The sequence below is a fragment of the Tsukamurella pseudospumae genome (assembly GCF_001575195.1).
Lineage (GTDB): Bacteria > Actinomycetota > Actinomycetes > Mycobacteriales > Mycobacteriaceae > Tsukamurella > Tsukamurella pseudospumae.
The window spans coordinates 286,193-307,778 of the sequence record NZ_LSRF01000056.1; the positions used below are offsets into that span (position 1 = coordinate 286,193).

The window sequence follows — 21,586 nt, forward strand, 5'->3', positions numbered from 1 at the left end:
TGCAATGGCAATCAATGAACAGGTCGAGTTCGAGATCGACGCGCCGGCGGCGCTCGCCTATGCGACGCTGCTGGACGTCGAGTCCCTGCCCGAGTGGTCGTCGTCGCACAAGAGCGTGACGATCGTCGAGCGGGCGGCGGACGGCACGCCGAGCGTCGTCGAGGTCGAGGCCGGTATGGTGGGCATCAGCGACCGCATGCGCTTCCGCTACACCTTCACGCCCGGGACCAAGGTCGCGTGGCAGTCCGAGGGCGAGGGCATGGCGGTCCGCTCCCAGGGCGGGTACTACCAGCTCACGCCCCTCGGCGAGGACAGGGTGCACGTGCTCTGCGACATGAACATCGACCTCAAGATCAAGCTGCCCGGCTTCGTCGTGCGCAAGGGTGTGAAGATGAGTGCAGAGATCGCGTCGAAGGGCTTCTCGAAGGAGGTCCTCAAACGGAAGGCTGCACGCTGAGCACCAACACCACGATCACGGCCCCGACGGCGCTGTTCACCAGCGTCGACGACGTTGCCGCGGCACTCCGCGAGACCGGCTACATCCCGTCCGTCGCCACCGCGACGGCGGTGTTCCTCGCCGACAAGCTCGGCAAGCCGCTCCTCGTCGAGGGCCCGGCGGGCGTCGGCAAGACCGAGCTGGCGCGCGCCTGCGCCCAGGCCCGCGAGGCGCGGTTCGTGCGTCTGCAGTGCTACGAGGGCATCGACGAGGCGCGCGCCCTCTACGAGTGGAACCACGCTAAGCAGATCCTGCGCATCCAGTCGGGCGGCGCCGACGGCGACTGGGACGACACCAAGCAGGACGTCTTCTCCGAGGAGTTCCTCCTCCCGCGCCCCCTCCTGCAGGCCGTGCGGGAGAGCGGACCGTCGGTCCTCCTCATCGACGAGGCCGACAAGGCCGACCTCGAGTTCGAGGGGCTGCTGCTGGAGGTCCTCTCCGACTACGCGGTGACGGTGCCCGAGCTCGGCACCATCACGGCGGTGCGCAAGCCGCTGGTGTTCCTCACCTCGAACGCCACCCGCGAATTGTCGGAGGCGCTCAAACGCCGCTGCCTCTACCTGCACATCGACTTCCCGGACGCCGAGCTGGAGCTCTCGATCATCCGCAGTCGCGTCCCGGACCTCTCGGTCGAGGTCGCGCAGCAGCTGCTCCGTGTGATCTCGACGCTGCGCGGGCTGGACCTGAAGAAGAAGCCGTCGGTCTCCGAGACGCTCGACTGGTGCCGCACTCTGCTGGCCCTCGGTGTCACCGGCACCGCGAACGGCTCGATCGACAAGGCGGCGCTCCGCTCGACGCTCGGCGTGGTGCTCAAGCACCAGGTGGACATCGAGACCGCCGCCGCGGCACTGGGCCTGTAGATGACCACCGCGCAGGCCGGCACCCCGCTCGACAAGCATCTGCACGCCTTCGTGCGGACGCTGCGCGAGCGCGGGATGTCCATCGGTCCGGGCGAGGCCATCACGGCCGCCGAGGTGCTGACGGTGCTCGACCTCACGGACCGCGGCCAGCTCCGCGAGGGCCTCGCCGCTGTCCTGCTGCGCGAGCAGATGCACCGCAAGACCTTCGACGTCATCTTCGACCTGTACTTCCCGGTGCGCGGCGGCTTCGGCGCCGCATCCGACGGTGCCCAGGGCGCGTCCGGCACGGGCGGCGAGGGCTGCTCCGGCGTGCCGGGTGAACCGGATCCGCTGAAGATGCCCGCCGCCGACACCCCGCCCGACCCCGACGCCGTGCGCGAGGCGCTGCGCCAGGAGGCGATCGCGGCGCTCGTCGCGGGCGGCGACCACGACGGCATCGCCAGCCAGATCGTCGAGCAGCTCGGTGAGTACAACTCCGCCACCGGCACGGCCTTCTCCTCGTACCAGGCGCTCAAGGCCCTCAACCCGCAGACGCTCATCGCCGCCATCGCGAACGGCCTGCTCGCCGCCGCCGGCGAGGACGGTGCCGCGCCCGGCAGCTTCGAGTACGAGTCCGCCCGGCGCGTGGCGCGGTCGCGGGTCGCGGGCCTGACGGAGCGGGTGCAGGAGCTCACGTCGGTCGCGATGGCCGCCCGACGGGGCCCCGAGGCCGTCGCGCAGTACGCCGCGCCGCAGCTGCCGGAGAACGTGGCCTTCTTCGCCGCGACCCGCACCGAGCTGCATCGCATGGAGCAGACCGTCAGACCGCTCGCCCGGCAGCTGTCCACGCGGCTGCTGGTGCGTCGGCGCCGGGTCCGCCGCGGTCCCATCGACCTGCGACGCACGCTGCGCAAGTCGATGTCGACGGGCGGCGTGCCGATCGATCTGGCGCACCGTCGACCCCGCCCGACCAAGCCCGAGCTCGTGCTCCTGTGCGACCTGTCCGGCTCCGTCGCGGGCTTCTCCAACTTCACGCTGCTGCTCACGCACGCGCTGCGCGCCGAGTTCTCCAAGATCCGGGTGTTCGGGTTCGTCGACTCGGTGGACGAGATCACGGACTACATCGACCCGTCGCGCACGCTGACGGTCGACACGGTCGTCGACATGTTCGACCGCGTGATCCGCGAGACCAAGGTCGCGCGGTTCGGCGGCTCGGACTACGGCAACGTGCTGCGCACCTTCGTTCGTGACTTCCCGGACGCGGTGACCCACCGTGGGACGCTGCTGATCCTCGGCGACGCCCGCTCCAACCACACCGATCCCGCGCTCGCGGAACTCGACGAGCTCGTCGAGAAGGCGCGGCACGCCTTCTGGCTCAACCCCGAGCGGAAGGCCGCGTGGGGCACGGGCGACTCGGTCGCGGACAGGTACGGGAGTCTGATCGACATGTACGAGTGCCGCACTGCGGGGCAGCTGGCCGAGGTCGTCGGGCGCCTGCTGCCCGTGTGAGTACGCGGTCACGAGCGGCCGCCGCATAGGATGGTCCGTTATGCGTGAGTCCAGCACCGCCGCACAACGCCGCGGCAGCGACAACGGACGCCGGCGCGTCGGCGTCATGGGCGGGACGTTCGACCCGATCCACCACGGCCACCTCGTGGCCGCCAGCGAGGTGGCCGACCGGTTCGATCTCGACGAGGTCGTGTTCGTGCCCACCGGCCGCCCGTGGCAGAAGAACGAGGTCACACCCGCCGAGGACCGCTACCTGATGACGGTCATCGCGACCGCGTCGAACCCGCGGTTCTCCGTGAGCCGCGTGGACATCGACCGCGGCGGCGACACCTACACCGTGGACACGCTGCGCGATCTGCAGGGCCAGAACCCGGACGCCGACCTGTACTTCATCACCGGCGCCGACGCCCTCGCCTCCATCCTCAGCTGGCAGGACTGGGAGGAGCTGTTCGGCCTCGCGACCTTCATCGGCGTCTCCCGTCCCGGCTACCAGCTGGCCGCGGATCACCTGTCGGACGTGCCGAAGGATAGATTGTTCCTCGTGGAGGTGCCCGCGCTGGCCATCTCGTCGACCGAGTGCCGCGCGCGGGCCGACGCCGGGCGCCCCGTCTGGTACCTCGTGCCCGACGGTGTGGTCCAGTACATCGCCAAGCGCGCCCTCTACCAGAGCCGCCCGGCGCAGGAGAAGACCGTGAACCCAGGAGGATCATGACCGCATCCGATCAGGCCCGCACCCTCGCCGCCATCGCGGCCCGTGCGGCCGACGACAAGCTCGCGAGCGACATCGTCGTCCTCGACGTCTCGGAGCAGCTCGTGCTGACCGAGGCCTTCGTCATCGCGTCCGCGAGCAACGAGCGTCAGGTGAGCGCGATCGTCGAGGAGATCGAGGATCAGCTGCGTGAGGCCGGCGTGAAGCCCGCCCGCCGCGAGGGCGCCCGCGAGGGCCGCTGGGCGCTGCTCGACTTCCTCGACATCGTGGTGCACGTCTTCCACCAGGAGGAGCGCGAGTACTACGCGCTCGAGAAGCTGTGGAAGGACTGCCCGCACATCGAGGTCGAGGGCCTCGGGCAGCACGCCGACGAGTCCCCGGCCCAGAGCGGCACCGGGGCCGACGGGGACGCCTGATGCACGTCGAGGACGGGCTCGACTCGTCCGTCGAGCGCCTCACCCCGACGGTGCGCCGCCTGATCCTGCTCCGCCACGGCCAGACCGCGTCCAACGCGGAGGGCCGCATGCAGGGGCAGCTGGACACCGACCTGACCGAGCTCGGGCGCCGGCAGGCGCGCGCGGCCGCCGCGGCCCTCGCTGACCGGGATCCCATCGCGATCATCAGCTCGGACCTGCGCCGCGCCCGCGACACCGCGGACGCCGTGGCGGCCGCGACGGGCGGCACCGTCGAATCCGATGTCCGGCTGCGGGAGACCATGCTGGGGGACTGGCAGGGCATGACCCACGTCGAGGTGGACGCCTACATGCCCGGAGCGCGCCGACGGTGGCGCGACGCCCCCGAGTGGGCGCCGCCCGGCGGCGAGGCCCGGGTGGACGTGGCGGCGCGGTCGTACCCGCTGGTGACCGAGCTGATGGAGCGGCTGCCGGAGTGGGGCACCAGCGAGCGGCCCGTGATGCTGGTCGCGCACGGCGGGCTGATCGCGGCGCTGACCGCCCGGTTGCTGGACCTGCCCGTCGACCACTGGCCGGTCCTCGGCGGCCTCGGCAACTGCAGCTGGGTGCAGCTCTCCGCGCACGGCGACGCGACGCGGTGGCGGCTCGACGTGTGGAACACCTCGTCGGACGTCGACACCGCGCCCCAGTCGGTGCCCGAGGTCCAGTGACCGATTCACCGACCGGCGCGCTCCTGGTGCTCAGCGACTCGCTGGGCTTCTACGGTCCCGAGGGCGCCCTGCCGACCTCCGACCCGCGGATCTGGCCCAATCTGGTCGCCGCGGAGCTGGGGCTGCGCTGCGAGCTGTTCGCGCGCGTCGGCTGGACCACGCGCGACGGCTGGTGGTGCGTGGCCCAGGATCCGCGCGTCTGGGCGACGGTGCCGACCGTCGAGGCCGCGGTCCTGGCGCTCGGCGGCATGGACTCCCTGCCCTCGCCGCTCCCGACGGCCGTGCGTGAGCAGATCCGCTACCTGCGGCCCGCGTCGCTGCGCGCCCGCGCGCGCGAGGGCTACGCGACGATCCAGAAGGTGTTCGCGCCGGTCGGCTGGCCGATGGCCCTGCCGCCCAAGGTCACCGTCGACTACCTGGACAAGACCTATCAGTCCCTGCACGCCCTGCGGCCCGACGCTCCGATGGCGGTGCTCGCGCCGCCCACGCACCGCGCGCTCGCGTACTCCTTCGCGCACCCGGGGTGGTCGCGCACGGAGGGCGCCATGCGGGCGTGGGCCGACGGTGCCGGGGTGCCGATGGTTCCCCTGCGTGACCTGTGCGAGTGGTCGTTCGACCTGGGGATCAATAACCTGGACGGGATCCACTGGTCGTTCGAGATGCACGAGCGGGTGGCGCAGCGCGTGCTGCGTTCGCTGCGCGGTGCGCAAGGGGGTGCGTAATGAGTGTCGTCGTGGTGACCGACGCGTCGGCCGCGATCTTCCCCGACCGCGCCGACGAGCTGGGGATCCGGATCCTGCCGCTGCACGTGCTGTCCGGCGAGAGCGAGTACCTCGACCGCGGCACCGGCTACCAGGCCGAGCGGTTCGTCAAGGAGGGCGTGACCACCTCCGGGCCGTCGGTGGGCGAGGTCCGTGAGGTGCTCGACGCGGCCGTCGCCGAGGCCGGCGGCGACGGCGTCGTGGTGATCACCATGAGCTCGCACCTGAGCTCCACGTACTCGACCTCGGTGGCGCAGGCCGCGCTGATGGACGATGTCATCGTCATCGACTCCCGCAGCATCGACATGGCGATGGGTTTCGGGGTGCTGGAGGCCGCGCGGCTGGCCCGCGCCGGGGCGTCCGCCGACGAGGTCGCCGAGGCCGCGCGGCAGGTGCTCGACGGAGCCGAGGGCTTCTTCTGCGTCGCGACCCTCGATCACCTGCGGGCCGGGGGCCGGGTGAGTGCACTCGCGAAGCTGCTGGGTGGGGCGTTGCAGATCGTTCCCGTGCTGCGGCTGCAGGACGGCCGGATCGTCTCCGAGCGCAAGACCCGCACCGTCTCCCGCGCCCGCGACCAGCTGGCCGCGTTGGCCTCCCAGCACCTCGGGAACCGGCCGGCGCGGGTCGCGGTGCACCACGTCGAGGCGCCGGAGGCCGCGGAGCACGTGGCCGAGCTCGTCCGCGGCGAGTTCCCGCAGCTCGTGGAGCTGGTGATCGGTCGATTCGGCGGCACCATCGCGGCGCACCTGGGGCCCGGCGCGGTGGGCGTCGCGGTGGCTCCGGCGCTGGTCGACGAGGCGGATCCCGCCTAGCACACCGGGCCGACCGTTCCGGCTCGCCGGGGCGGGTTATCCACAGGTTCGGGGTTATCCACAGGCGTCTCTGATTCGGGGCTCGGCCGGGCTTTCCGACGGTGGCCCGGGCCTACGGTTCGTCGCATGAACGGCGAACGAGAGGCGGCGCCCGAAGCCGGCGCGGCCGACGAGCAGATCTTCGCGCGACCGGCGTGGTTGGAGGAGTTCGGGAGCGGCGCTGAGCGGGCGCCCGCCGAACGCTCCGACTCGGCCGCACCGGGTCGGGGTGTTCGGCTGGAGGACGACGACTTCTGGGACCAGGAGCCGACGGGGTGGCGTGCCACGGTCGATCGGGTGCGGACCACGCCGCGCGCGGCGATCGCGCTGATCGTCGTCGGGGTGATCGCCGCTGTCGTGGCTGCGGTTGCGGTGTTCGGAACGTCCGACGGAAGCGGCTCAGGTCCCTATCCGGTGGTGAACTTCGCCGGGGCATCGTCGAGTCCCTCCGCAGGCGGAGCGGATGCCACTGCGTCCGTGGCGGTTCGCCCCTCCGGCGCCGCACCGTCGGAGTTGGTGGTCGCGGTCGTCGGGCTGGTCCGAGCCCCGGGGCTGCACCGGTTGCGGCCGGGCGCGCGCGTGGCGGACGCCCTCACCGCGGCCCGGGGTGCCCTCGGTGGTGCCGACACCGCGAGCCTGAACCTGGCGCAGCCGTTGCGCGACGGCGATCAGGTGGTCGTCGGCGTCGTGGACCCGAAGTCCGGTGTGAAGCTCCGCAGTTCGGTGGTGTCGGGCGCTGGGCCCGGTGCGCAGGGTGCGGCGCCGGCGGGGGCTGGATCGGGCGCGCCGGCCGGGGTGACCGGCACCGTGAACATCAATACGGCAGGTGCCGCCGAGCTCGACAAGCTACCCGGTGTGGGAGCCGCGACGGCCTCGGCGATCATCGCGTACCGGGACAAGAACGGGCCCTTCCGTTCTGTCGACGACCTGGCGAAGGTGAGTGGGATCGGGACCGCGAAGCTCGCGAAGATCAAGCCGATGGCCACGGTGTGAGCGATGCGCGAGCAGTGGACCTGCGGCTTCTCCCGGCGGCGATCGTCTGCTGGGTCGCGGCGATCATCGCGCTGGTGTCGGCGGTGGCCGCGTGGTGGGTCGCGGGCGTCCTGGTGGCGGCCGCCGGGCTGGCGGCGCTCGTGCGCGGGCGCGCCGGTCGGCCCGCGGTACGGTCCCTCGCCCTCGTGGTCGTCGCGGCGGCGGGCCTCGGCGCCGGGGTGGCCGCGTCGGTAGCCTTCCGGGTGCACGACCGGGAGCGGGCGTCGATCGTGGATTTCGACGGCGCGGGCTCCGTGCAGGTCGTGCTGGAGGTCGACGAGTGGCCGCGGCAGCGATCGGGCGATCCCGGCGGGCATCTCGACGCGTCGCGCGTGCTGGTGCCGGGCACCGTCGAGGCGGTGCGGACCTCCCATGACACGCGCGCCGCGCGGGGCGGGATCCTGCTGCTGGGAGCGGGATTCGACCTCGGCGCCCTGGTGCCGGGGGAGCGGATCGCGATCCGGGCTACGGTGCTGCGCAGTACCCGGCCGGGTCTCGTCGCGGCCGTGCTGGTCGGGTCGGGGCAGCCGACGGTGCTCGGCCGGGCCCCGCCCTACTTCCGCGCGGCCGCGGCGGTGCGGCGGGCGCTGTCGGCGGTCGCGGCGGAGGCGTTGCCGACGGATGCCGCGGGCCTGCTGCCGGCGTTGGTCCTCGGCGACGAGTCGGCGACCCTGCCGACGGTGCGCGGCGACTTCCAGGACTCCGGGCTCACCCACCTGACGGCCGTCAGCGGCGCCAACTTCGCGATTCTTGCGCTGTGCGTCCTGGGTGCGTGCGCCGCAGCCGGCCTTCCGTTGCCAGCGCGTGCCGCGCTGACCGCTGCCGCCATGGTCGCCTTCGTGGGACTGGTGGGCCCGACGGGGTCGGTGGTGCGGGCCGCGGTGATGGGGCTGGTCGGCGTCGCGGCACTGGCGCTGCGGCGCGGGCGGCAGCCGCTGGTCGCGCTGTTCGCCGCGGTCGTGGTGCTCATGCTGATCCGGCCGGTGCTGGCCCGCGACATCGGCTTCGCCCTGTCGGTGGCCGCGACCGCCGGTCTCGTGCTGTGGTCGCCGGTACTGCGCGATCGGCTGGTGGCGGCGCGCGTGCCGGACACGCTCGCGAGCCTGCTCGCGGTGACGGTCGTGGCCCAGGTGGTGACGCTGCCCTTGCTCATCGCGTTCTCAGGTCGGGTACCGCTCGGCGGGCTGGTCGCGAACCTGCTGGCCGGCCCCGCGATCCCGATCGTCACGGTGGTGGGCACGCTGGCCGCGGTGGCGGCCCCGGTGGTCCCACCGATCGCCGAGGTAGCGGTACGGGCGACGGGTCCCGAGCTGTGGTGGGTGATCACCGTGGCGCGGTGGTGCGCCCGGATCGGGGTGATCGAGGTGCCCGGCGGCGCCACCGCGGGTGTTCTGCTCGTCGCGGCGTGCGTGATCGTCGGTGGGGTCTGGAAGTATGGGAGCCGTGGTGGACAGCGCGCGCGTACACGTGGTGGTGGGGACCGAGGGCCTCCTGGTGGAGCGGGCGGTCGCCGCGATCGTCGACGCGGCGCGCGCGAGTGCGGGTGACGGCGGCATGGGGCTGCCGGGCGGCGCCGGTGACGCGGTCCCGGTCACGCGCATCCGGGCGGGCGATGTCGACCAGTCCGAGCTGGTGGAGCTGCTGAGCCCGTCGCTGTTCGCGGAGGAGCGCATCGTCGTCCTCGAGTCCGCGGCCGAGGCGGGCAAGGCCCCCGTCGATCTCATCGTGGAGGCGGCGCAGAACCCGCCGGACGGGATCACCCTGGTCATCGAGCACAGCGGCGGCGGCCGCGCGAAGTCGATGGTGGCGGCCCTGAAGAAGGCCGGAGCCGAGATCGTCGAGGTTCCCACGATCACCTCCGCCCGCGATCGCGCTGACTTCGCCAAGTCGGAGTTCCGCGCCCGCAAGGTCCGAGTGTCGGACGAACTGGTCGACCTGCTCGTGGATTCCGTGGGCAAGGACCTGCGCGAGCTCGCGGCGGCCATCGCTCAACTGGTGGCGGACACGGGCGGCCGGGTCGACCTCGCGGCCGTACACCGCTACTACGCGGGGCGCGCAGAGGTCACCGGCTTCGAGATCGCCGACAAGGCGGTCGCCGGACAGGTCGCGGCCGCGCTCGAGGCGTTGCGCTGGGCCCAGCACCGCGGAACCCCGCACGTGCTCATCGCCGACGCGCTGGCCGACGCGGTGCACTCGGTGGCGCGGATCCGCGGGCTCGGCCGCACTCCGGACCAGTACCGCGACGCGGGGGAGCTGGGGATGGCGCCGTGGAAGGTGAAGAAGATGACGCAGGTCGCCCGGCGCTGGCGTGCGGAGAACGTGGCGAGCGCGCTGCAGGCCGTCGCGGCGGCGAACGCCGACGTCAAGGGCCAGGCCGCCGATCCGGACTACGCGCTGGAGATCGCCGTCCGCAAGGTCGCAACGCTCGCGAGCTGAGCGGCCGCACGGCGCGGGGGAATCGCACGGCGCGGGGATCGAACCGTCGAACCGGCTCCGGCTCCGGTTCCTGATCCGGATACGCGAAAACCGCGCCGTACCGTTCCGGCCCGCGTGGTGCCGGTGGTGGTGCGGCGCGGTGATACGCGCGTCTAGCGGAAGATCAGAGCTTGTTGAGAGCCAGCGACAGGGCCGACTTCTTGTTGGCGGCCTGGTTGGCGTGGATGACGCCGGCGCTGGCGGCCTTGTCGAGCTGACGGCTGGTGCTGACGAGGAGCTCACCGGCCTTGGCCTTGTCCCCGGCCTCGACGGCCTCGCGGAAGTGGCGGATGGCGGTACGCAGCGACGACTTCGCCGACTGGTTGCGCAGGCGGTTGCGCTCGTTGGTCTTGATCCGCTTGATCTGGGACTTGATGTTGGCCACGCGTTCAAACTCTCTTGTCTCGAAAGGGCAGCCGGTGATGACTGCCGACGTACCAGGTTACCAGCGGCCCGGATACAACCCAAATCGCGGCACCGGCCTGCGGAACGGCGTCCGACGCCCAGCTTGCCACGCCGTGAACGAGACCGCTGCCGAAACGGCTCGGGTGCGGCACGATGGCCGAGTGACCCCGCAGAAACAGGCCAAGGCCGGCACCTCGGGACGCACGTCGGCGTCCGCGACCCGGAAGCCTGCCGCCGTCCCACGACTGTCCGATGACGCGCCGCTGTTCGCGGGCTACGACGAGGCACCGTCGTTCCAGCGGGCGTTCGACGAGATGTTCGCCGACGACGGCACCGTCCGGACGCCCTACAAACGGATCTTCGGCGCTCTCGCGTCGGCGGACGAGTCGGACCTGGCGGCCCGCGTGGACGCGCTCGGTGCGGCGTTCATCGACCAGGGCATCACCTTCTCCCTCGAGGGTCGCGAGCGGCCCTTCCCGCTGGACCTCGTGCCGCGCGTGATCGCCGCCGCCGAGTGGAACCGGTTGGAGAAGGGGATCAAGCAGCGGGTGCAGGCGCTGGAGATGTTCCTCGACGACATCTACTCCGAGCAGGAGATCCTGCGCGACGGTGTCGTCCCCAAACGGCTGGTCACCTCGTGTGCGCACTTCCACCGGCAGGCCGCCGGCATCCGCCCGCCCAACGGCGTGCGCATCCACGTCGCCGGCATCGATCTGATCCGCGATGCCGAAGGAACCTTCCGCGTGCTCGAGGACAACCTGCGGTCCCCGTCGGGCGTGAGCTACGTGATGGAGAACCGCCGGACGATGGCGCAGGTCTTCCCGGACCTGTTCCAGCGCCACCGCGTGCGCGCCGTCGCGGACTACAGCTCGCACCTGCTGCGCGCCCTCCGGCGGAGCGCCGCGTCGAACGAGGCCGACCCGACCGTGGTGGTCCTCACGCCCGGCATGGCGAACTCCGCGTACTTCGAGCACTCCCTGCTCGCCCGGCAGATGGGCGTCGAGCTGGTCGAGGGCCGCGACCTGTTCTGTCGCGACAACGTGGTCTACATGCGCACGACGAGCGGCGAGCAGCAGGTGGACGTGATCTACCGCCGCATCGACGACGAGTTCCTCGACCCGATGCAGTTCCTCCCCAACTCGGTGCTGGGTGTGGCCGGCCTGCTCAACGCGGCGCGCGCCGGCAACGTGGTGATCAGTTCCGCCGTGGGCAACGGCGTGGCCGATGACAAGCTGACCTACACCTACGTGCCCGACATCATCGACTACTACCTCGGCGAGAAGCCGATGCTGCTGAACGTGGACACGCTGCGCTGCTGGCTCGACGAGGAGCGCGAGGAGGTGCTGGACCGCATCGACGAGCTGGTGATCAAGCCCGTCGAGGGCTCGGGCGGTTACGGCATCGTCTTCGGGCCGGACGCGAGCGAGAAGGAGCTCGCGACGATCCGCCGCAAGGTCATGAGCGACCCTCGCGGCTGGATCGCGCAGCCGGTGGTGCAGCTCTCGACGGTGCCGACGAAGATCGGCGAGCAGGCCCGCCCACGGCACGTGGATCTGCGGCCGTTCGCCGTCAACGACGGTGACGACGTGTGGGTGCTGCCCGGCGGCCTGACGCGCGTCGCTCTTCCGGAGGGCTCCCTCGTGGTGAACTCGAGCCAGGGCGGCGGATCGAAGGACACCTGGGTGCTCGCGGCCAGGTCGTCGGCCGCGGAGGCGGAACTCGAAGGCGTGGAAGTGGTTCCGAGCCGCGACCTCGCCGAGCAGCAGCAGGTGGAGCTCGGTCCCGAGCTCAGCTCACAGGATCAGCAGCAACAGCAGGCACGCCAGACGATGCAGGCACGAGAGGAGGAGCGCCATGCTCGCCCGTAACGCGGAGGCGCTGTACTGGATCGGCCGGTACGCCGAACGCGCCGACGACACTGCCCGCATGCTGGACGTGACCGTGCACCAGTTCCTCGAGGACGCCACCATCGACGAGGACCGCGCCTCCCGGCAGCTGGTCCGCGTCCTCGGCATCCCGGAGCCGCCCGCGGACCAGCCGCTGGACCTGCGGTCGGTGACGGAGGTCGTGGCCTACAACCGGGATCCGGGCAGCGGCTCGATCGCGGCGAGCGTCGCTTCCGCGCGCGAGAACGCTCGTGGCGCACGGGAGGTCACCAGCTCCGAGATGTGGGAGTGCCTCAACGCCACCTACAACGGTCTGGCCGAGCGCGAGCGCGTAGCGCGCCGCCTCGGCCCGCACGAGTTCCTCAACTACATCAAGAACCGCGCGGCGATGTTCGCCGGGCTCACCGACTCGACGCTCTCGCGCGACGAGGGCTACCGGTTCATGTTGCTGGGCCGCTCGATCGAGCGGATGGACATGGCCGTGCGGCTGCTGCTCTCCCGCGCCGGCGATCGCGCGAACGCGCCGACCTGGGTCACGGTGCTCCGCGCGACCGGTGCGCACGACACCTACCTGCGGACGCACCGGGGCGTGCTCGACGCGACGCGGGTGGTCGAGTTCATCCTGGTCGACAGGCTCTTCCCGCGGTCCGTGATCCACGCGCTCACCACCGCGGAGGACTGCCTGAACGCCATCGAGGGCGGCCGTGAGGGCCGCCTCGGCACCCGCACCGAGGCGCAACGACTGTTGGGCCGCGCCCGCGGTGAGCTCGAATTCCTCGCCCCCGGTGAGCTTCTCGACGATCTGCAGCGTCGTCTGATCGCGCTGCAGGAGCTGGGGCAGGCCGCGGGCGAGGCGGTCACCGCTCGCTACTTCCACGTGACGCCCTACGTCGCCTGGACCGACGCCCGCGCCCGCGGCGAGATCGACACCATCCTGGAGGGGGAGCTGTGAGCTGGCGTCTTCGAGTCGTGCACTCCACCGGTTTCGGCTACAACGCACCGGTCACCTCGTCGTACAACGAGGCCCGGCTGACGCCGCGCAGCGACCAGCGGCAGAACGTGATCCTCAATCGCGTCGAGACGGTGCCCGCGACCCGCGCGTACCGCTACACCGACTATTGGGGCACCGCGGTCACCGCGTTCGACCTGCACGCCCCGCACACCGCGCTCGAGGTCACCGGCGCCTCCGTCGTGGAGACCGAGGCCGCCGACGACACCGGCGAGGTGGTCGGTTGGGACGAGCTCGCGACCGACCGCGTCCGGGACCGGTTCGACGAGCTGCTCAGCTACACCGACTACGTGCCCAAGCAACGCAAACTCGCGGCGCAGGCGAAGAAGCTGGTCAAGGACCTCGAGCCCGACGAGGCCGTGCTCGAGGTGTGTCGGTGGGTGCACGAGGAGCTGGACTACGTGCCCGGCACCACCGGCGTGCACTCGTCGGCGACCGACGCCTGGGAGGAGCGCAAGGGCGTCTGCCAGGACTACGCGCACCTCACGCTGCTACTGCTCCGCAGCGTCGGCATCCCGGGACGCTACGTCTCGGGGTACCTGCACCCGCAGCGCGACGCGGAGGTCGGGTCGACGGTGGCGGGGGAGTCGCACGCGTGGATCGAGGCGTGGACGGGGCAGTGGCGCGGCTACGACCCGACGAACGACGTCCCGATCGGCGAGCGGCACGTCTCCGTCGGCGTCGGCCGCGATTACGCGGACGTCCCGCCCCTGCGCGGCGTGATCGCGGGCGGCGGCGCGTCGGATCTCGATGTGGTCGTGGAGATCACGCGTCTCGCATGAGCGGCCGGCGCGCATGACCGACGACACGCCGCTGTGGATCGCCGTCCGCGGGGCGCGGGTGCACAACCTCCGCTCCCTGGACGTCGACGTGCCGCTGCGCCGGCTCGTGGCGATCGCGGGCGTGTCCGGCAGCGGTAAGTCCTCGCTGGCGATGGGCGTGCTCTACGCGGAGGGCTCGCGCCGGTACCTGGAGGCGCTCTCCACGTACACCCGTCGCCGGATGGCGCAGGCGCCGCGGGCCGCCGTCGATTCGGTGGAGCACGTCCCCGCCGCGCTCGCCCTGCGGCAGCGGCCCGGCGTCCCCGGCGTGCGCAGCACCTTCGGGACCAGCACCGAGCTGCTGAACGTGTTGCGGCTCATGTTCTCCCGGCTCGCCGCGCATCGCTGCCCGAACGGCCACTACGTCGATCCGACCATCGACGTCGCGATCGGACTCGACCTCACCTGCCCCGTCTGCGGGGCCGTCTTCACCCCGCCCGGCGCGGAGTCACTGGCCTTCAACTCCGACGGTGCCTGCCCCACCTGCTCGGGGACGGGAACCGTCCGCGAGATCGACGGTGCCGCACTGGTACCGGATCCCACGAGGACCATCGCCGACGGTGCCGTCGCGCCCTGGTCGATGATGGGTCTGACTGTGATGCCGCAGGTGGTCGCGGAGATGGGGGTCCGCACCGATGTGCCCTTCGGTGAGCTGACCGACGACGAGAAGCAGGTGGTGCTGCACGGTCCCGCGGAGAAGCGCCACATCACGGTGCCCTCGAAGAACGGCAAGCTGTTCGAGCTGAACTTCACGTACCGGAACGCGACGACCGCGGTGCAGGAGGCGCTGGACAAGGCGGCCACCGAATCCGGGCTCGGTCGCATCGAGCGCTTCCTCTACTCGGGTCCGTGTCCCGACTGCCGCGGTACCCGCCTGAGCCCCGCCGCGCGAGCGCCGCGCATCGGCGACCTCGGCCTCGCGGACGTCACCGCGATGACCCTCGACGAGGTGGTCGCGTGGGCGCCGGGCACCGTCGAACCGCTCCCGGCCGACATGCGCGAGATGGCCGGAATCCTCGTCGACACCCTGGAATCCATCGCGCGCCGCCTGTTGGAACTGGGCCTCGGGTACCTCGGCCTGGACCGTGCCGCGGCCACCCTCTCCACCGGTGAGCGGCAGCGGGTGCAGCTCGCGCGGGCGGTCCGCAACCGCACCACCGGGGTGCTGTACGTGCTGGACGAGCCGTCGGTCGGCCTGCACCCGGCCAACGTCGAGGGCCTGCTCGGCGTGGTGCGGGACCTGTTGCGGGACGGCAACTCCGTGGTCGTCGTCGATCACGATCTGGACGTCGTACGCGAGGCGGAGCACCTCGTCGAGATCGGCCCCGGTTCCGGCGCGGAGGGCGGCCGCCTGATCGCGCAGGGCACCGTCGCCGAGATCGAGCGCGACCCGGACTCCGTGCTGGGCGACTATCTCGCGGGCCGCGTGCCGGTTCGCACGCGGCCCCGTATCGCCGACGACGAGGTCTTCGCGCGGGGCCGGGTCCACCTCGAGACGGCCCCGATCCACACCGTGCACGCTCTGTCGGTCGACCTGCCCGTCGGTCGGATCACCACGGTGACGGGCGTTTCCGGCTCGGGCAAGTCGACGCTGGTACTCGAGGCGTTGGTGCCTGCGCTGGCCGCCGCGGCGGAGGGCGAACCCCTTCGTGCTCCGGTGACCGCCCTGGACGCGCCGGGCCTCGGCCGGGTGAACCTGGTGGACGCCACGCCGATCGGCGTCAACGTGCGCTCGACGGTCGCGACTTACAGCGGCGTCCTCGACGACCTGCGGCGCGAGTACGCCAAGACCGCCGCGGCCAAGGACCTGAGCCTGAAAGCCGGTGCCTTCTCCTACAACACGGGATCGCTGCGCTGTCCGCGGTGCGAGGGCACGGGGCAGGTCTCGCTCGACGTGCAGTTCCTCCCCGACGTCGACATCGAATGCCCGGTCTGCCTGGGCCGACGGTACGCCCCCGAGGCCTGGGCGGTGCGCTGGCCGGAAGGGCAGTCCGACGGTGCCGCCCTCGCCCTGCCGGACCTTTTGGCGCTCAGCGTCCGCGAGGCCGCCGACGCCGTTCCCGTGCCGCGGATCGCGAAGAAGCTGCGCACTCTCGACGATCTGGGACTCGGCTACCTGACGCTGGGCGAGGCGACGCCGGCGCTGTCCGGCGGCGAGGCGCAGCGGCTCAAGCTGGCGGGGGAGCTGGGGCGCGATCAGTCCGACGCCGTCTTCGTGCTCGACGAGCCCTCGGTGGGGCTGCACCCCAAGGACGTCCGCGTGTTGCTCGACGTCCTGCAGCGGCTCGTCGACCGCGGCGCGACGGTCATCGTCGTCGAGCACGACCTGGACATGATCGCCAACGCCGACCACGTCATCGACCTGGGCCCGGGTGGCGGGGCCGCGGGCGGCACCGTCGTGGCCCAGGGGACGCCCGAACAGGTCGCGGCCGCCCCCGACAGCGTGACGGGCCGGTTCCTGCGCACGCACCTGGAGCAGCTCAGTCGAGCGTGATGACGAGGACTGACTCGTCGGCCCGGCGCCGCGTGAGCGCCGTCTTGAGCGTGCTCCCGAGCCCGATGACGACGGCCTGTAGGCCGTACTTCGCGCGCAGCGCGCGGCGGACCGCGGCGATCTCCGGGCCGTCGGCCACGATCGTCGCCCGGCCCGTCACCGTCGGGGCCCCGGGCTCGATGCGGCCCCGCACATCGCACGGGGTGAGCTCCACGCGCGCGTCGTTCCGCAGGCGTTTGACCTTGCCCGCGTCAGGTGCGGTGGACACGCCGATCCGGCCGTCACCGAGCGGGACCGTCCAGACCGGGGTCGCGACGCGCTCCCCGGACCTGCGGAAGGTCGCGAGCGAGACGTAGCGGGCGTGACCCGGCTCGAATCCGGTCATGACGCGGCTCCGGCCGCTCCGGAGACCCGGGCGAGCCCGACCTCCGCGCACGCCGTCGGGAAGGCGTCGGCGCCCAGGCCGTCGATCGGCCCGACGACGCCGGCCGTACGGCCCAGTCCCCGGGCCAGACGGTCCGCCGCCATCGCCATCAGCTCGGCCGTCACGGTGTAGGGCGACGGGCCGTCGACCTCGACCTCCGCGAGCACCTCGCCCGAGGCCGACCGCGCGACGGCGACGGCGAGGCCGCGCGTCCGGGCGCGCTCGGCCTCGTCGGGACCGCCTGCGGGGCCGACGAACCGGGGCAGGACCGCGTCGAGCGCGCGCCGGCCGAGCGGGTTGCGGGAGAGCGTCGTCGCGACGAGCGACATCGCCTGCATGGCGCGGGCCAGCTCGGGGAACCAGCCGTTGAAGACGCGCACGCCCTGCAGCTGCGGGTAGGTGCGGGGCAGCTGAAGCACCTCCGTGCCGGTGGCGAGGATGCCCGCGCGCTCGCGTCCGCGCACGGGGAAGCGCACGACCTCCTGCGCCGCGCGCAGATCGGTGAGTGCGCCGCGGCGGAACACCGCCACCGGCAGGCTCATGCCGTCGATCACGGTCTTGCGCGTGCCCTGGCTCAGGCCGTTCCGCAGCGATCCGGTGGCGAAATAGCCGATGTCCACGGACCGCGCGCGCTCGCCGGCCTCCTCCAGTGCGAGCGACCCCGCGAGGACGCCGGGCACGTAGTCGTAGCCGAAGGCGGGCAACATGACCGAGCCCGTTTCGCGGGCCTGCGCGTCGTGTCGCCGGTGCAGCTCGCGGACGAAACCGACCTCGCCGGTCGAGTCCACGTAGTGCGCGCCGGCGCGGGCCGCGGCCTCGGCGGCGACCCACCCGACCCGCTCGAACGGGCCGACGCCGGTGACGAGCACGTCGCCCGCGCCGACGAGTGCGCGCACGCTGTCGGGGTCGGAGACGTCGGCCACCCGGTACTCCAGGCCGCCGTGCCGTGCGGCGAGTTCGGCCAGTTTGCCCTCGGATCGGGCGGACAGGACGGGCCGCAGTCCGCGCGCGACGAGCGCGTCGACGGCGAGGCCGCCCGCGTAGCCGGTGGCCCCGAAGACGACGATCCGGCCCGGGGTCTCGGGTGCTGTCATGGTGGTGCTCCTCGGTGGGGACGGGTCAGCGTGCGCCGACGGACTTCCAGATGCGCAGTGCTGTGGTGATGGTGGGTGCCCACATCTTCCACGGGACGCCGGCGGGCGGGTAGAAGTTCAGGCGGGCCTGATGCGCAACGGTCTGCGCCTCGGTGTACTTGAGCAGGCCCTCGACGCCGTGCCGGCGGCCGAGGCCCGAGTCGCCCATGCCGCCCATGGGGGAGTCGATGCTGCCCCAGGCCGCGGCGAAGGCGTCGTTGATGTTGACGGTGCCGGTGCGCAGCCGGGCCGCGACCGCCCCGGCGCGGCGTGCGTCGCGTCCCCACACGCTGCTGTTGAGGCCGTAGACGGTGTCGTTGGCCCGCGCGATCGCCTCCTCGTCGTCGGCCACGGTGTAGATCGAGACGACGGGGCCGAAGGTCTCGTGCGCGTACAGCGTCATCTCGGGGGTGACGCCGGTGAGGATCGTCGGCTCGAAGAACAGCGGGCCGAGGTCCGGGCGGGCGCGGCCGCCGGCCAGCAACGTCGCGCCCTTGGCGACGGCGTCGGCGACGTGCTCGGTCACGGTGGCCAGCTGCTTCTCCGTGGTGAGGCTGCCCACGGCCTTGCTGAAGTCGTAGGCGGCACCGATCTCGAGGGCGCGGGTGCGGTCCACGAACTTCGCGACGAACTCGTCCCGCACCGAGGCGGCGACGTACATCCGCTCCACGGACACGCAGAGCTGGCCCGCGGACGGGAAGGCCGCGGCGACCGCGCCCGCGGCGGCGCGGTCCAGGTCGGCATCGTCGAGGACGAGCATCGCGTTCTTGCCGCCCAACTCGAGTGAGGCGCCGATCAGGCGCTCCCCGGCGTCGCGGGCGATCTGCCGGCCGGTCGCGGTGGATCCGGTGAACATCATGTAGTCCGCGCCCGCCATGAGGGCGTCGCCGATCGAGCTGCCGCGCCCTACGACCATCTGCCAGACATCGGCCGGGAGACCGGCCTCGTACATCAGGTCGAGGGCCCACAGTGCGGTGAGCGCAGTCTGCGTGTCGGGCTTCTGGACCACGGCGTTGCCGGCCATGAGGGCGGCGATCGCGTCGGTGGCGGCCATCGACAGCGGGTAGTTCCACGGCGAGATGATCGCGACGACGCCCTTCGGATGGTGCAGCTCCGTGGTGCGGGTGAGCAGGGGGAGTGCGCCGTTCCGGCGGTGCGGAGCGAGCGCCTTCGGCCCGGTGCGCGCGTAGTAGCGCGCGGCGATCGCGGCATCGGCGATTTCGAGGTAGGCGTCGCGGCGGGTCTTGCCGTTCTCCGCCTGCATGAGGTCGAGGCCGGTGGCCTGGCGTTCCAGGACGAGGTCGTGGAAGCGGAGCAGGACCTTCGCGCGGTCGGCGGCGGGGGTCGCCGCCCAGTCCGCCTGGGCGCGGCGGGCGCGGGCGTAGGCGTCCTCGACGTCCGTCGGGGTCGAGACGGGGAGATCCGCGAGCGGCGCAGCGGTGTACGGCGCGGTGGTGACGGTGCGCGCGGCGTCGGGTCCGGCGCTCACGCGGGCCGCCAGACGGTGGAGCGCGGCGCTCGTCAGCGAGGCCGGCAGTACGGGAGTGGTGGTGGTCGTCGGGGTGACGACCGATGCTGTCGAGGTCATGGTCTCCGGGCTCCTCGCCGTTCGATGTATGCGTTGCTTACATGAGGCTAGACAGCTCATGTAAGCACTGTCAACACCTGAGTGGTATCTCACGCGGGGATTGACGGCCGCAGGGGCGCCGCCTAATGTAAGCGCTGCACACATCGCAGGTCGCGGCTCTCACGGCGATCGGAACGAACCACTCTCCAGGAGGCATCGCCCCATGTCGAAGCGCATTCTCAATGTCGTCACCAATGTCGGCCACTACGACGATCCGTCGCACAAGACCGGCCTGTGGCTCTCCGAGCTCACGCACGCCTGGCACGTCTTCGAGGAGGCCGGCTACGAGCAGGTGCTGGTGAGCCCCCAGGGCGGCGCGTCCCCGCTGGAGCCGCGGTCGCTGAAGTTTCCCAACTACGACAAGACCGCGAAGGCCTGGCACGCCGACCCCGCGAAGATGGCACTGCTGGAGAACACGTTGAGCCCCGACGACATCGATTCGGCGGACTTCGATGCGATCTTCTTCACCGGCGGCCACGCGGTGATGTACGACTTCCCGGGGAGCGAAGGGCTGCAGCGGATCTCACGCGAGCTCTACGAGCGCGGCGACATCGTCTCCTCGGTGTGCCACGGCTACTGCGGGCTGCTCGACACCACGCTGTCGAACGGCGAGTACCTCATCAAGGGCCGCAACATGACCGGGTTCGCCTGGCAGGAAGAGGTCCTCGCCCGCGTCGACAAGCTGGTGCCGTACAACGCCGAGGAGCGGTGCAAGGAGCGCGGCGCTTCCTACCAGAAGGCCAAGCTGCCCTTCGTTTCGTACACCGTCGTCGACGGGAACCTCATCACCGGCCAGAACCCGGGCTCCGCCAAGGCGACCGCGCAGAAGGTCGCCGCGGCCCTGCGCTGAGTGTGTGACAGGCTCGGGCCATGCCGAGCCAGGTCCGATTGATCCGTTCGTCCGCGCTGAGCGACGTGGCGCAGTACGCCTACGCCGCGACCGCGCCGGCGCAGGCGCGGCTGATCTTCCTCGCGGGCGCGTGCCCCCTGGCGCTCGACGGCGGCACCGTCGGGCCCGGTGACTACGCGGCGCAGGCGGCGCGGTGCGTCGAGAACCTGGTCCTCGCCCTGGACGCGGCGGGCGCGACCCTGCAGGACGTGATCCACACTCGCGTCCTGGTCGCGTCGATGCGTCAGCACGACCTCGTCACCGCGTGGGACGTGGTCCGGTCCGCGTTCGGTGACCATGACGTGCCCAGCACGCTCATGGGCGTCACGGTGCTGGGCTACGACGACCAGCTGGTCGAGATCGAGGCCGTGGCAGCGGTGACGGACTCCGCTCAGGACCAGCCGTAGTCGTCGCGCAGGCGCTGGGCGACGGACTCGAAGCGACGTCGGTCCAGAACCGCGCCCTCGCGGCGGATGCCGTCCTCGGGCACGTCCAGGACCCGGTCGAGCCGCACCCACGACGGGCGACGGTCCTCGTCCCACGGGCCGGAGCCGATGCCGACCCACTCCGGGTCGCCCATGTGCTTGTCCTGGCTGGAGAGCATCAGGCCCAGCAGTGCCACGCCGGAGCGGCCCACCACGAGCACGGGCCGGTCCTTGCCGTGGCCGGCGTTCGGCCCCGTCGTCTCCTCGAACTCGACCCAGGTCCACACGACCTCGCCCGGATCGGCCTGCCCGTCCAGTTGGGGCGCGTAGGCGATGGACCGGGCCATCAGCTCGGTCCGCGTCGAGGTGCGGGTCACGGGCCGCCCAGGGGTGAACTCCTTGGGCTCCGACGGTGCCTCCAGGCCGAGGGCTTGATTCACCGTCTGGGTGACCACCTGGGTGATCGCCTCCCGGCCGGCGCGGACGGGAGGGCTGTTCACGACCTGCGCCGCGAGCCGGGGGCCGTGCTCGCGCGCGAGCTTGGCCGCCACGGCCGCGAAGCGGGTGAAGTCGTTCGCCATGGTCCCAGGATAGGCCCGCGGGTTCGTGGGGCGCGCGCGACGAATTCCAGCGGCCCCGCTCGTACACACCTGTGACGATCCCTTCCCGAGCACAGGA

The 21,586-nt window shown here is 71.9% G+C and carries 22 protein-coding genes; 17 read left to right on the forward strand and 5 right to left on the reverse strand.

Annotation, left to right across the window (positions count from 1 at the left end; translation table 11 throughout):
- The first annotated feature begins 4 nt into the window (after window positions 1-4).
- The 11 genes from AXK60_RS25475 to holA all read left to right on the forward strand — a co-directional run bounded on the left by AXK60_RS25475 (window position 5) and on the right by holA (window position 9,756).
- Window positions 5-457 (forward strand): SRPBCC family protein, encoded by a 453-nt coding sequence (locus AXK60_RS25475; protein ID WP_068982543.1) that lies wholly within the window; start codon window positions 5-7, stop codon window positions 455-457.
- Window positions 454-1,356: an AAA family ATPase gene (locus AXK60_RS15770; protein ID WP_425315224.1), complete on the forward strand. Its 903-nt coding sequence runs from the start codon at window positions 454-456 to the stop codon at window positions 1,354-1,356. Before AXK60_RS25475 ends, AXK60_RS15770 begins: the two co-directional genes overlap by 4 nt.
- Complete coding sequence (locus tag AXK60_RS15775) at window positions 1,357-2,844, forward strand: vWA domain-containing protein (RefSeq protein WP_068572391.1); 1,488 nt, start codon at window positions 1,357-1,359, stop codon at window positions 2,842-2,844.
- 40 nt (window positions 2,845-2,884) lie between these two features.
- Window positions 2,885-3,556, forward strand: a complete 672-nt coding sequence (gene nadD, locus AXK60_RS15780) for a nicotinate-nucleotide adenylyltransferase (RefSeq protein WP_068572393.1) — start codon at window positions 2,885-2,887, stop codon at window positions 3,554-3,556.
- Complete coding sequence (gene rsfS, locus AXK60_RS15785; protein ID WP_068572395.1) at window positions 3,553-3,969, forward strand: ribosome silencing factor; 417 nt, start codon at window positions 3,553-3,555, stop codon at window positions 3,967-3,969. Before nadD ends, rsfS begins: the two co-directional genes overlap by 4 nt.
- Window positions 3,969-4,676 carry a histidine phosphatase family protein gene (locus AXK60_RS15790; RefSeq protein WP_068572398.1) on the forward strand — a complete coding sequence of 236 codons (708 nt, stop codon included), beginning with the start codon at window positions 3,969-3,971 and terminating at the stop codon, window positions 4,674-4,676. Before rsfS ends, AXK60_RS15790 begins: the two co-directional genes overlap by 1 nt.
- Window positions 4,673-5,398 (forward strand): diglucosylglycerate octanoyltransferase, encoded by a 726-nt coding sequence (octT, locus tag AXK60_RS15795; protein WP_068572400.1) that lies wholly within the window; start codon window positions 4,673-4,675, stop codon window positions 5,396-5,398. The genes AXK60_RS15790 and octT overlap by 4 nt, the downstream gene beginning before the upstream one ends.
- Window positions 5,398-6,249 (forward strand): DegV family protein, encoded by an 852-nt coding sequence (locus tag AXK60_RS15800; protein ID WP_068572403.1) that lies wholly within the window; start codon window positions 5,398-5,400, stop codon window positions 6,247-6,249. Before octT ends, AXK60_RS15800 begins: the two co-directional genes overlap by 1 nt.
- Before the next feature lie 126 nt (window positions 6,250-6,375).
- On the forward strand, window positions 6,376-7,281 hold the full coding sequence (locus tag AXK60_RS15805) for a ComEA family DNA-binding protein (protein ID WP_068572405.1): 906 nt from the start codon (window positions 6,376-6,378) through the stop codon (window positions 7,279-7,281).
- A complete protein-coding gene (locus AXK60_RS15810; protein ID WP_139057990.1) occupies window positions 7,278-8,867 on the forward strand; it encodes a ComEC/Rec2 family competence protein in 1,590 nt (529 codons plus the stop codon). The genes AXK60_RS15805 and AXK60_RS15810 overlap by 4 nt, the downstream gene beginning before the upstream one ends.
- A complete protein-coding gene (gene holA, locus AXK60_RS15815; protein ID WP_231855434.1) occupies window positions 8,767-9,756 on the forward strand; it encodes a DNA polymerase III subunit delta in 990 nt (329 codons plus the stop codon). The genes AXK60_RS15810 and holA overlap by 101 nt, the downstream gene beginning before the upstream one ends.
- A gap of 163 nt (window positions 9,757-9,919) precedes the next feature.
- On the opposite strand, the gene rpsT is transcribed toward holA, so the two are convergent.
- A complete protein-coding gene (rpsT, locus tag AXK60_RS15820; protein ID WP_068572410.1) occupies window positions 9,920-10,180 on the reverse strand; it encodes a 30S ribosomal protein S20 in 261 nt (86 codons plus the stop codon).
- 334 nt (window positions 10,181-10,514) lie between these two features.
- Between rpsT and AXK60_RS15825 the strand changes: the two genes are divergently transcribed.
- From AXK60_RS15825 to AXK60_RS15840, 4 genes are read left to right on the forward strand one after another with little or no spacing between them, the layout of a single operon-like run.
- The gene (locus AXK60_RS15825) at window positions 10,515-12,068 is read left to right on the forward strand and encodes a circularly permuted type 2 ATP-grasp protein (protein ID WP_139058014.1); all 1,554 of its coding nucleotides are present in this window, start codon (window positions 10,515-10,517) and stop codon (window positions 12,066-12,068) included.
- Window positions 12,055-13,038 (forward strand): alpha-E domain-containing protein, encoded by a 984-nt coding sequence (locus tag AXK60_RS15830; RefSeq protein ID WP_068572412.1) that lies wholly within the window; start codon window positions 12,055-12,057, stop codon window positions 13,036-13,038. Before AXK60_RS15825 ends, AXK60_RS15830 begins: the two co-directional genes overlap by 14 nt.
- A complete protein-coding gene (locus AXK60_RS15835; protein WP_068572414.1) occupies window positions 13,035-13,877 on the forward strand; it encodes a transglutaminase family protein in 843 nt (280 codons plus the stop codon). Before AXK60_RS15830 ends, AXK60_RS15835 begins: the two co-directional genes overlap by 4 nt.
- Window positions 13,878-13,890: 13 nt before the next feature.
- Complete coding sequence (locus AXK60_RS15840; protein ID WP_068572416.1) at window positions 13,891-16,410, forward strand: excinuclease ABC subunit UvrA; 2,520 nt, start codon at window positions 13,891-13,893, stop codon at window positions 16,408-16,410.
- On the opposite strand, the gene AXK60_RS15845 is transcribed toward AXK60_RS15840, so the two are convergent.
- The 3 genes from AXK60_RS15845 to AXK60_RS15855 are packed head-to-tail and all read right to left on the reverse strand — an operon-like array spanning window position 16,397 to window position 19,555.
- On the reverse strand, window positions 16,397-16,795 hold the full coding sequence (locus AXK60_RS15845; protein WP_068572417.1) for a PPOX class F420-dependent oxidoreductase: 399 nt from the start codon (window positions 16,793-16,795) through the stop codon (window positions 16,397-16,399). The genes AXK60_RS15840 and AXK60_RS15845 overlap by 14 nt on opposite strands.
- Window positions 16,792-17,928 (reverse strand): saccharopine dehydrogenase family protein, encoded by a 1,137-nt coding sequence (locus tag AXK60_RS15850; protein WP_068572419.1) that lies wholly within the window; start codon window positions 17,926-17,928, stop codon window positions 16,792-16,794. Before AXK60_RS15850 ends, AXK60_RS15845 begins: the two co-directional genes overlap by 4 nt.
- 25 nt (window positions 17,929-17,953) lie before the next feature.
- Window positions 17,954-19,555 (reverse strand): succinic semialdehyde dehydrogenase, encoded by a 1,602-nt coding sequence (locus AXK60_RS15855; protein WP_068572421.1) that lies wholly within the window; start codon window positions 19,553-19,555, stop codon window positions 17,954-17,956.
- Window positions 19,556-19,757: 202 nt separating this feature from the next.
- Here AXK60_RS15855 and AXK60_RS15860 point away from each other — a divergent pair, with 202 nt between their 5' ends.
- Together AXK60_RS15860 and AXK60_RS15865 are read left to right on the forward strand one after the other, a co-directional pair.
- Entirely contained in the window at window positions 19,758-20,444 is a 687-nt protein-coding gene (locus AXK60_RS15860) for a type 1 glutamine amidotransferase domain-containing protein (RefSeq protein ID WP_068572423.1), read from the forward strand.
- 20 nt (window positions 20,445-20,464) lie between these two features.
- Window positions 20,465-20,890: a RidA family protein gene (locus tag AXK60_RS15865; protein ID WP_068572424.1), complete on the forward strand. Its 426-nt coding sequence runs from the start codon at window positions 20,465-20,467 to the stop codon at window positions 20,888-20,890.
- Here AXK60_RS15865 and AXK60_RS15870 read toward each other — a convergent pair.
- Window positions 20,875-21,489, reverse strand: coding sequence for a type II toxin-antitoxin system PemK/MazF family toxin (locus AXK60_RS15870; protein ID WP_068572426.1), 615 nt, complete (start codon window positions 21,487-21,489; stop codon window positions 20,875-20,877). The two genes, AXK60_RS15865 and AXK60_RS15870, sit on opposite strands and share 16 nt — an antisense overlap.
- Between the last annotated feature and the right edge of the window lie 97 nt (window positions 21,490-21,586).

Bases quoted from the DNA above. Each gene is read 5' to 3' on its own strand.
- AXK60_RS15830 (WP_068572412.1), top strand. From the start codon at position 12,055: ATGCTCGCCCGTAACGCGGAGGCGCTGTACTGGATCGGCCGGTACGCC.
- nadD (WP_068572393.1), top strand. From the start codon at position 2,885: ATGCGTGAGTCCAGCACCGCCGCACAACGCCGCGGCAGCGACAACGGA.
- AXK60_RS15840 (WP_068572416.1), top strand. From the start codon at position 13,891: ATGACCGACGACACGCCGCTGTGGATCGCCGTCCGCGGGGCGCGGGTG.
- AXK60_RS15860 (WP_068572423.1), top strand. From the start codon at position 19,758: ATGTCGAAGCGCATTCTCAATGTCGTCACCAATGTCGGCCACTACGAC.
- AXK60_RS15800 (WP_068572403.1), top strand. From the start codon at position 5,398: ATGAGTGTCGTCGTGGTGACCGACGCGTCGGCCGCGATCTTCCCCGAC.
- AXK60_RS15850 (WP_068572419.1), bottom strand. From the start codon at position 17,928: ATGACAGCACCCGAGACCCCGGGCCGGATCGTCGTCTTCGGGGCCACC.
- AXK60_RS15865 (WP_068572424.1), top strand. From the start codon at position 20,465: ATGCCGAGCCAGGTCCGATTGATCCGTTCGTCCGCGCTGAGCGACGTG.
- AXK60_RS25475 (WP_068982543.1), top strand. From the start codon at position 5: ATGGCAATCAATGAACAGGTCGAGTTCGAGATCGACGCGCCGGCGGCG.
- AXK60_RS15870 (WP_068572426.1), bottom strand. From the start codon at position 21,489: ATGGCGAACGACTTCACCCGCTTCGCGGCCGTGGCGGCCAAGCTCGCG.
- AXK60_RS15775 (WP_068572391.1), top strand. From the start codon at position 1,357: ATGACCACCGCGCAGGCCGGCACCCCGCTCGACAAGCATCTGCACGCC.
- AXK60_RS15845 (WP_068572417.1), bottom strand. From the start codon at position 16,795: ATGACCGGATTCGAGCCGGGTCACGCCCGCTACGTCTCGCTCGCGACC.
- AXK60_RS15805 (WP_068572405.1), top strand. From the start codon at position 6,376: ATGAACGGCGAACGAGAGGCGGCGCCCGAAGCCGGCGCGGCCGACGAG.
- rsfS (WP_068572395.1), top strand. From the start codon at position 3,553: ATGACCGCATCCGATCAGGCCCGCACCCTCGCCGCCATCGCGGCCCGT.
- AXK60_RS15855 (WP_068572421.1), bottom strand. From the start codon at position 19,555: ATGACCTCGACAGCATCGGTCGTCACCCCGACGACCACCACCACTCCC.
- AXK60_RS15790 (WP_068572398.1), top strand. From the start codon at position 3,969: ATGCACGTCGAGGACGGGCTCGACTCGTCCGTCGAGCGCCTCACCCCG.
- AXK60_RS15825 (WP_139058014.1), top strand. From the start codon at position 10,515: ATGTTCGCCGACGACGGCACCGTCCGGACGCCCTACAAACGGATCTTC.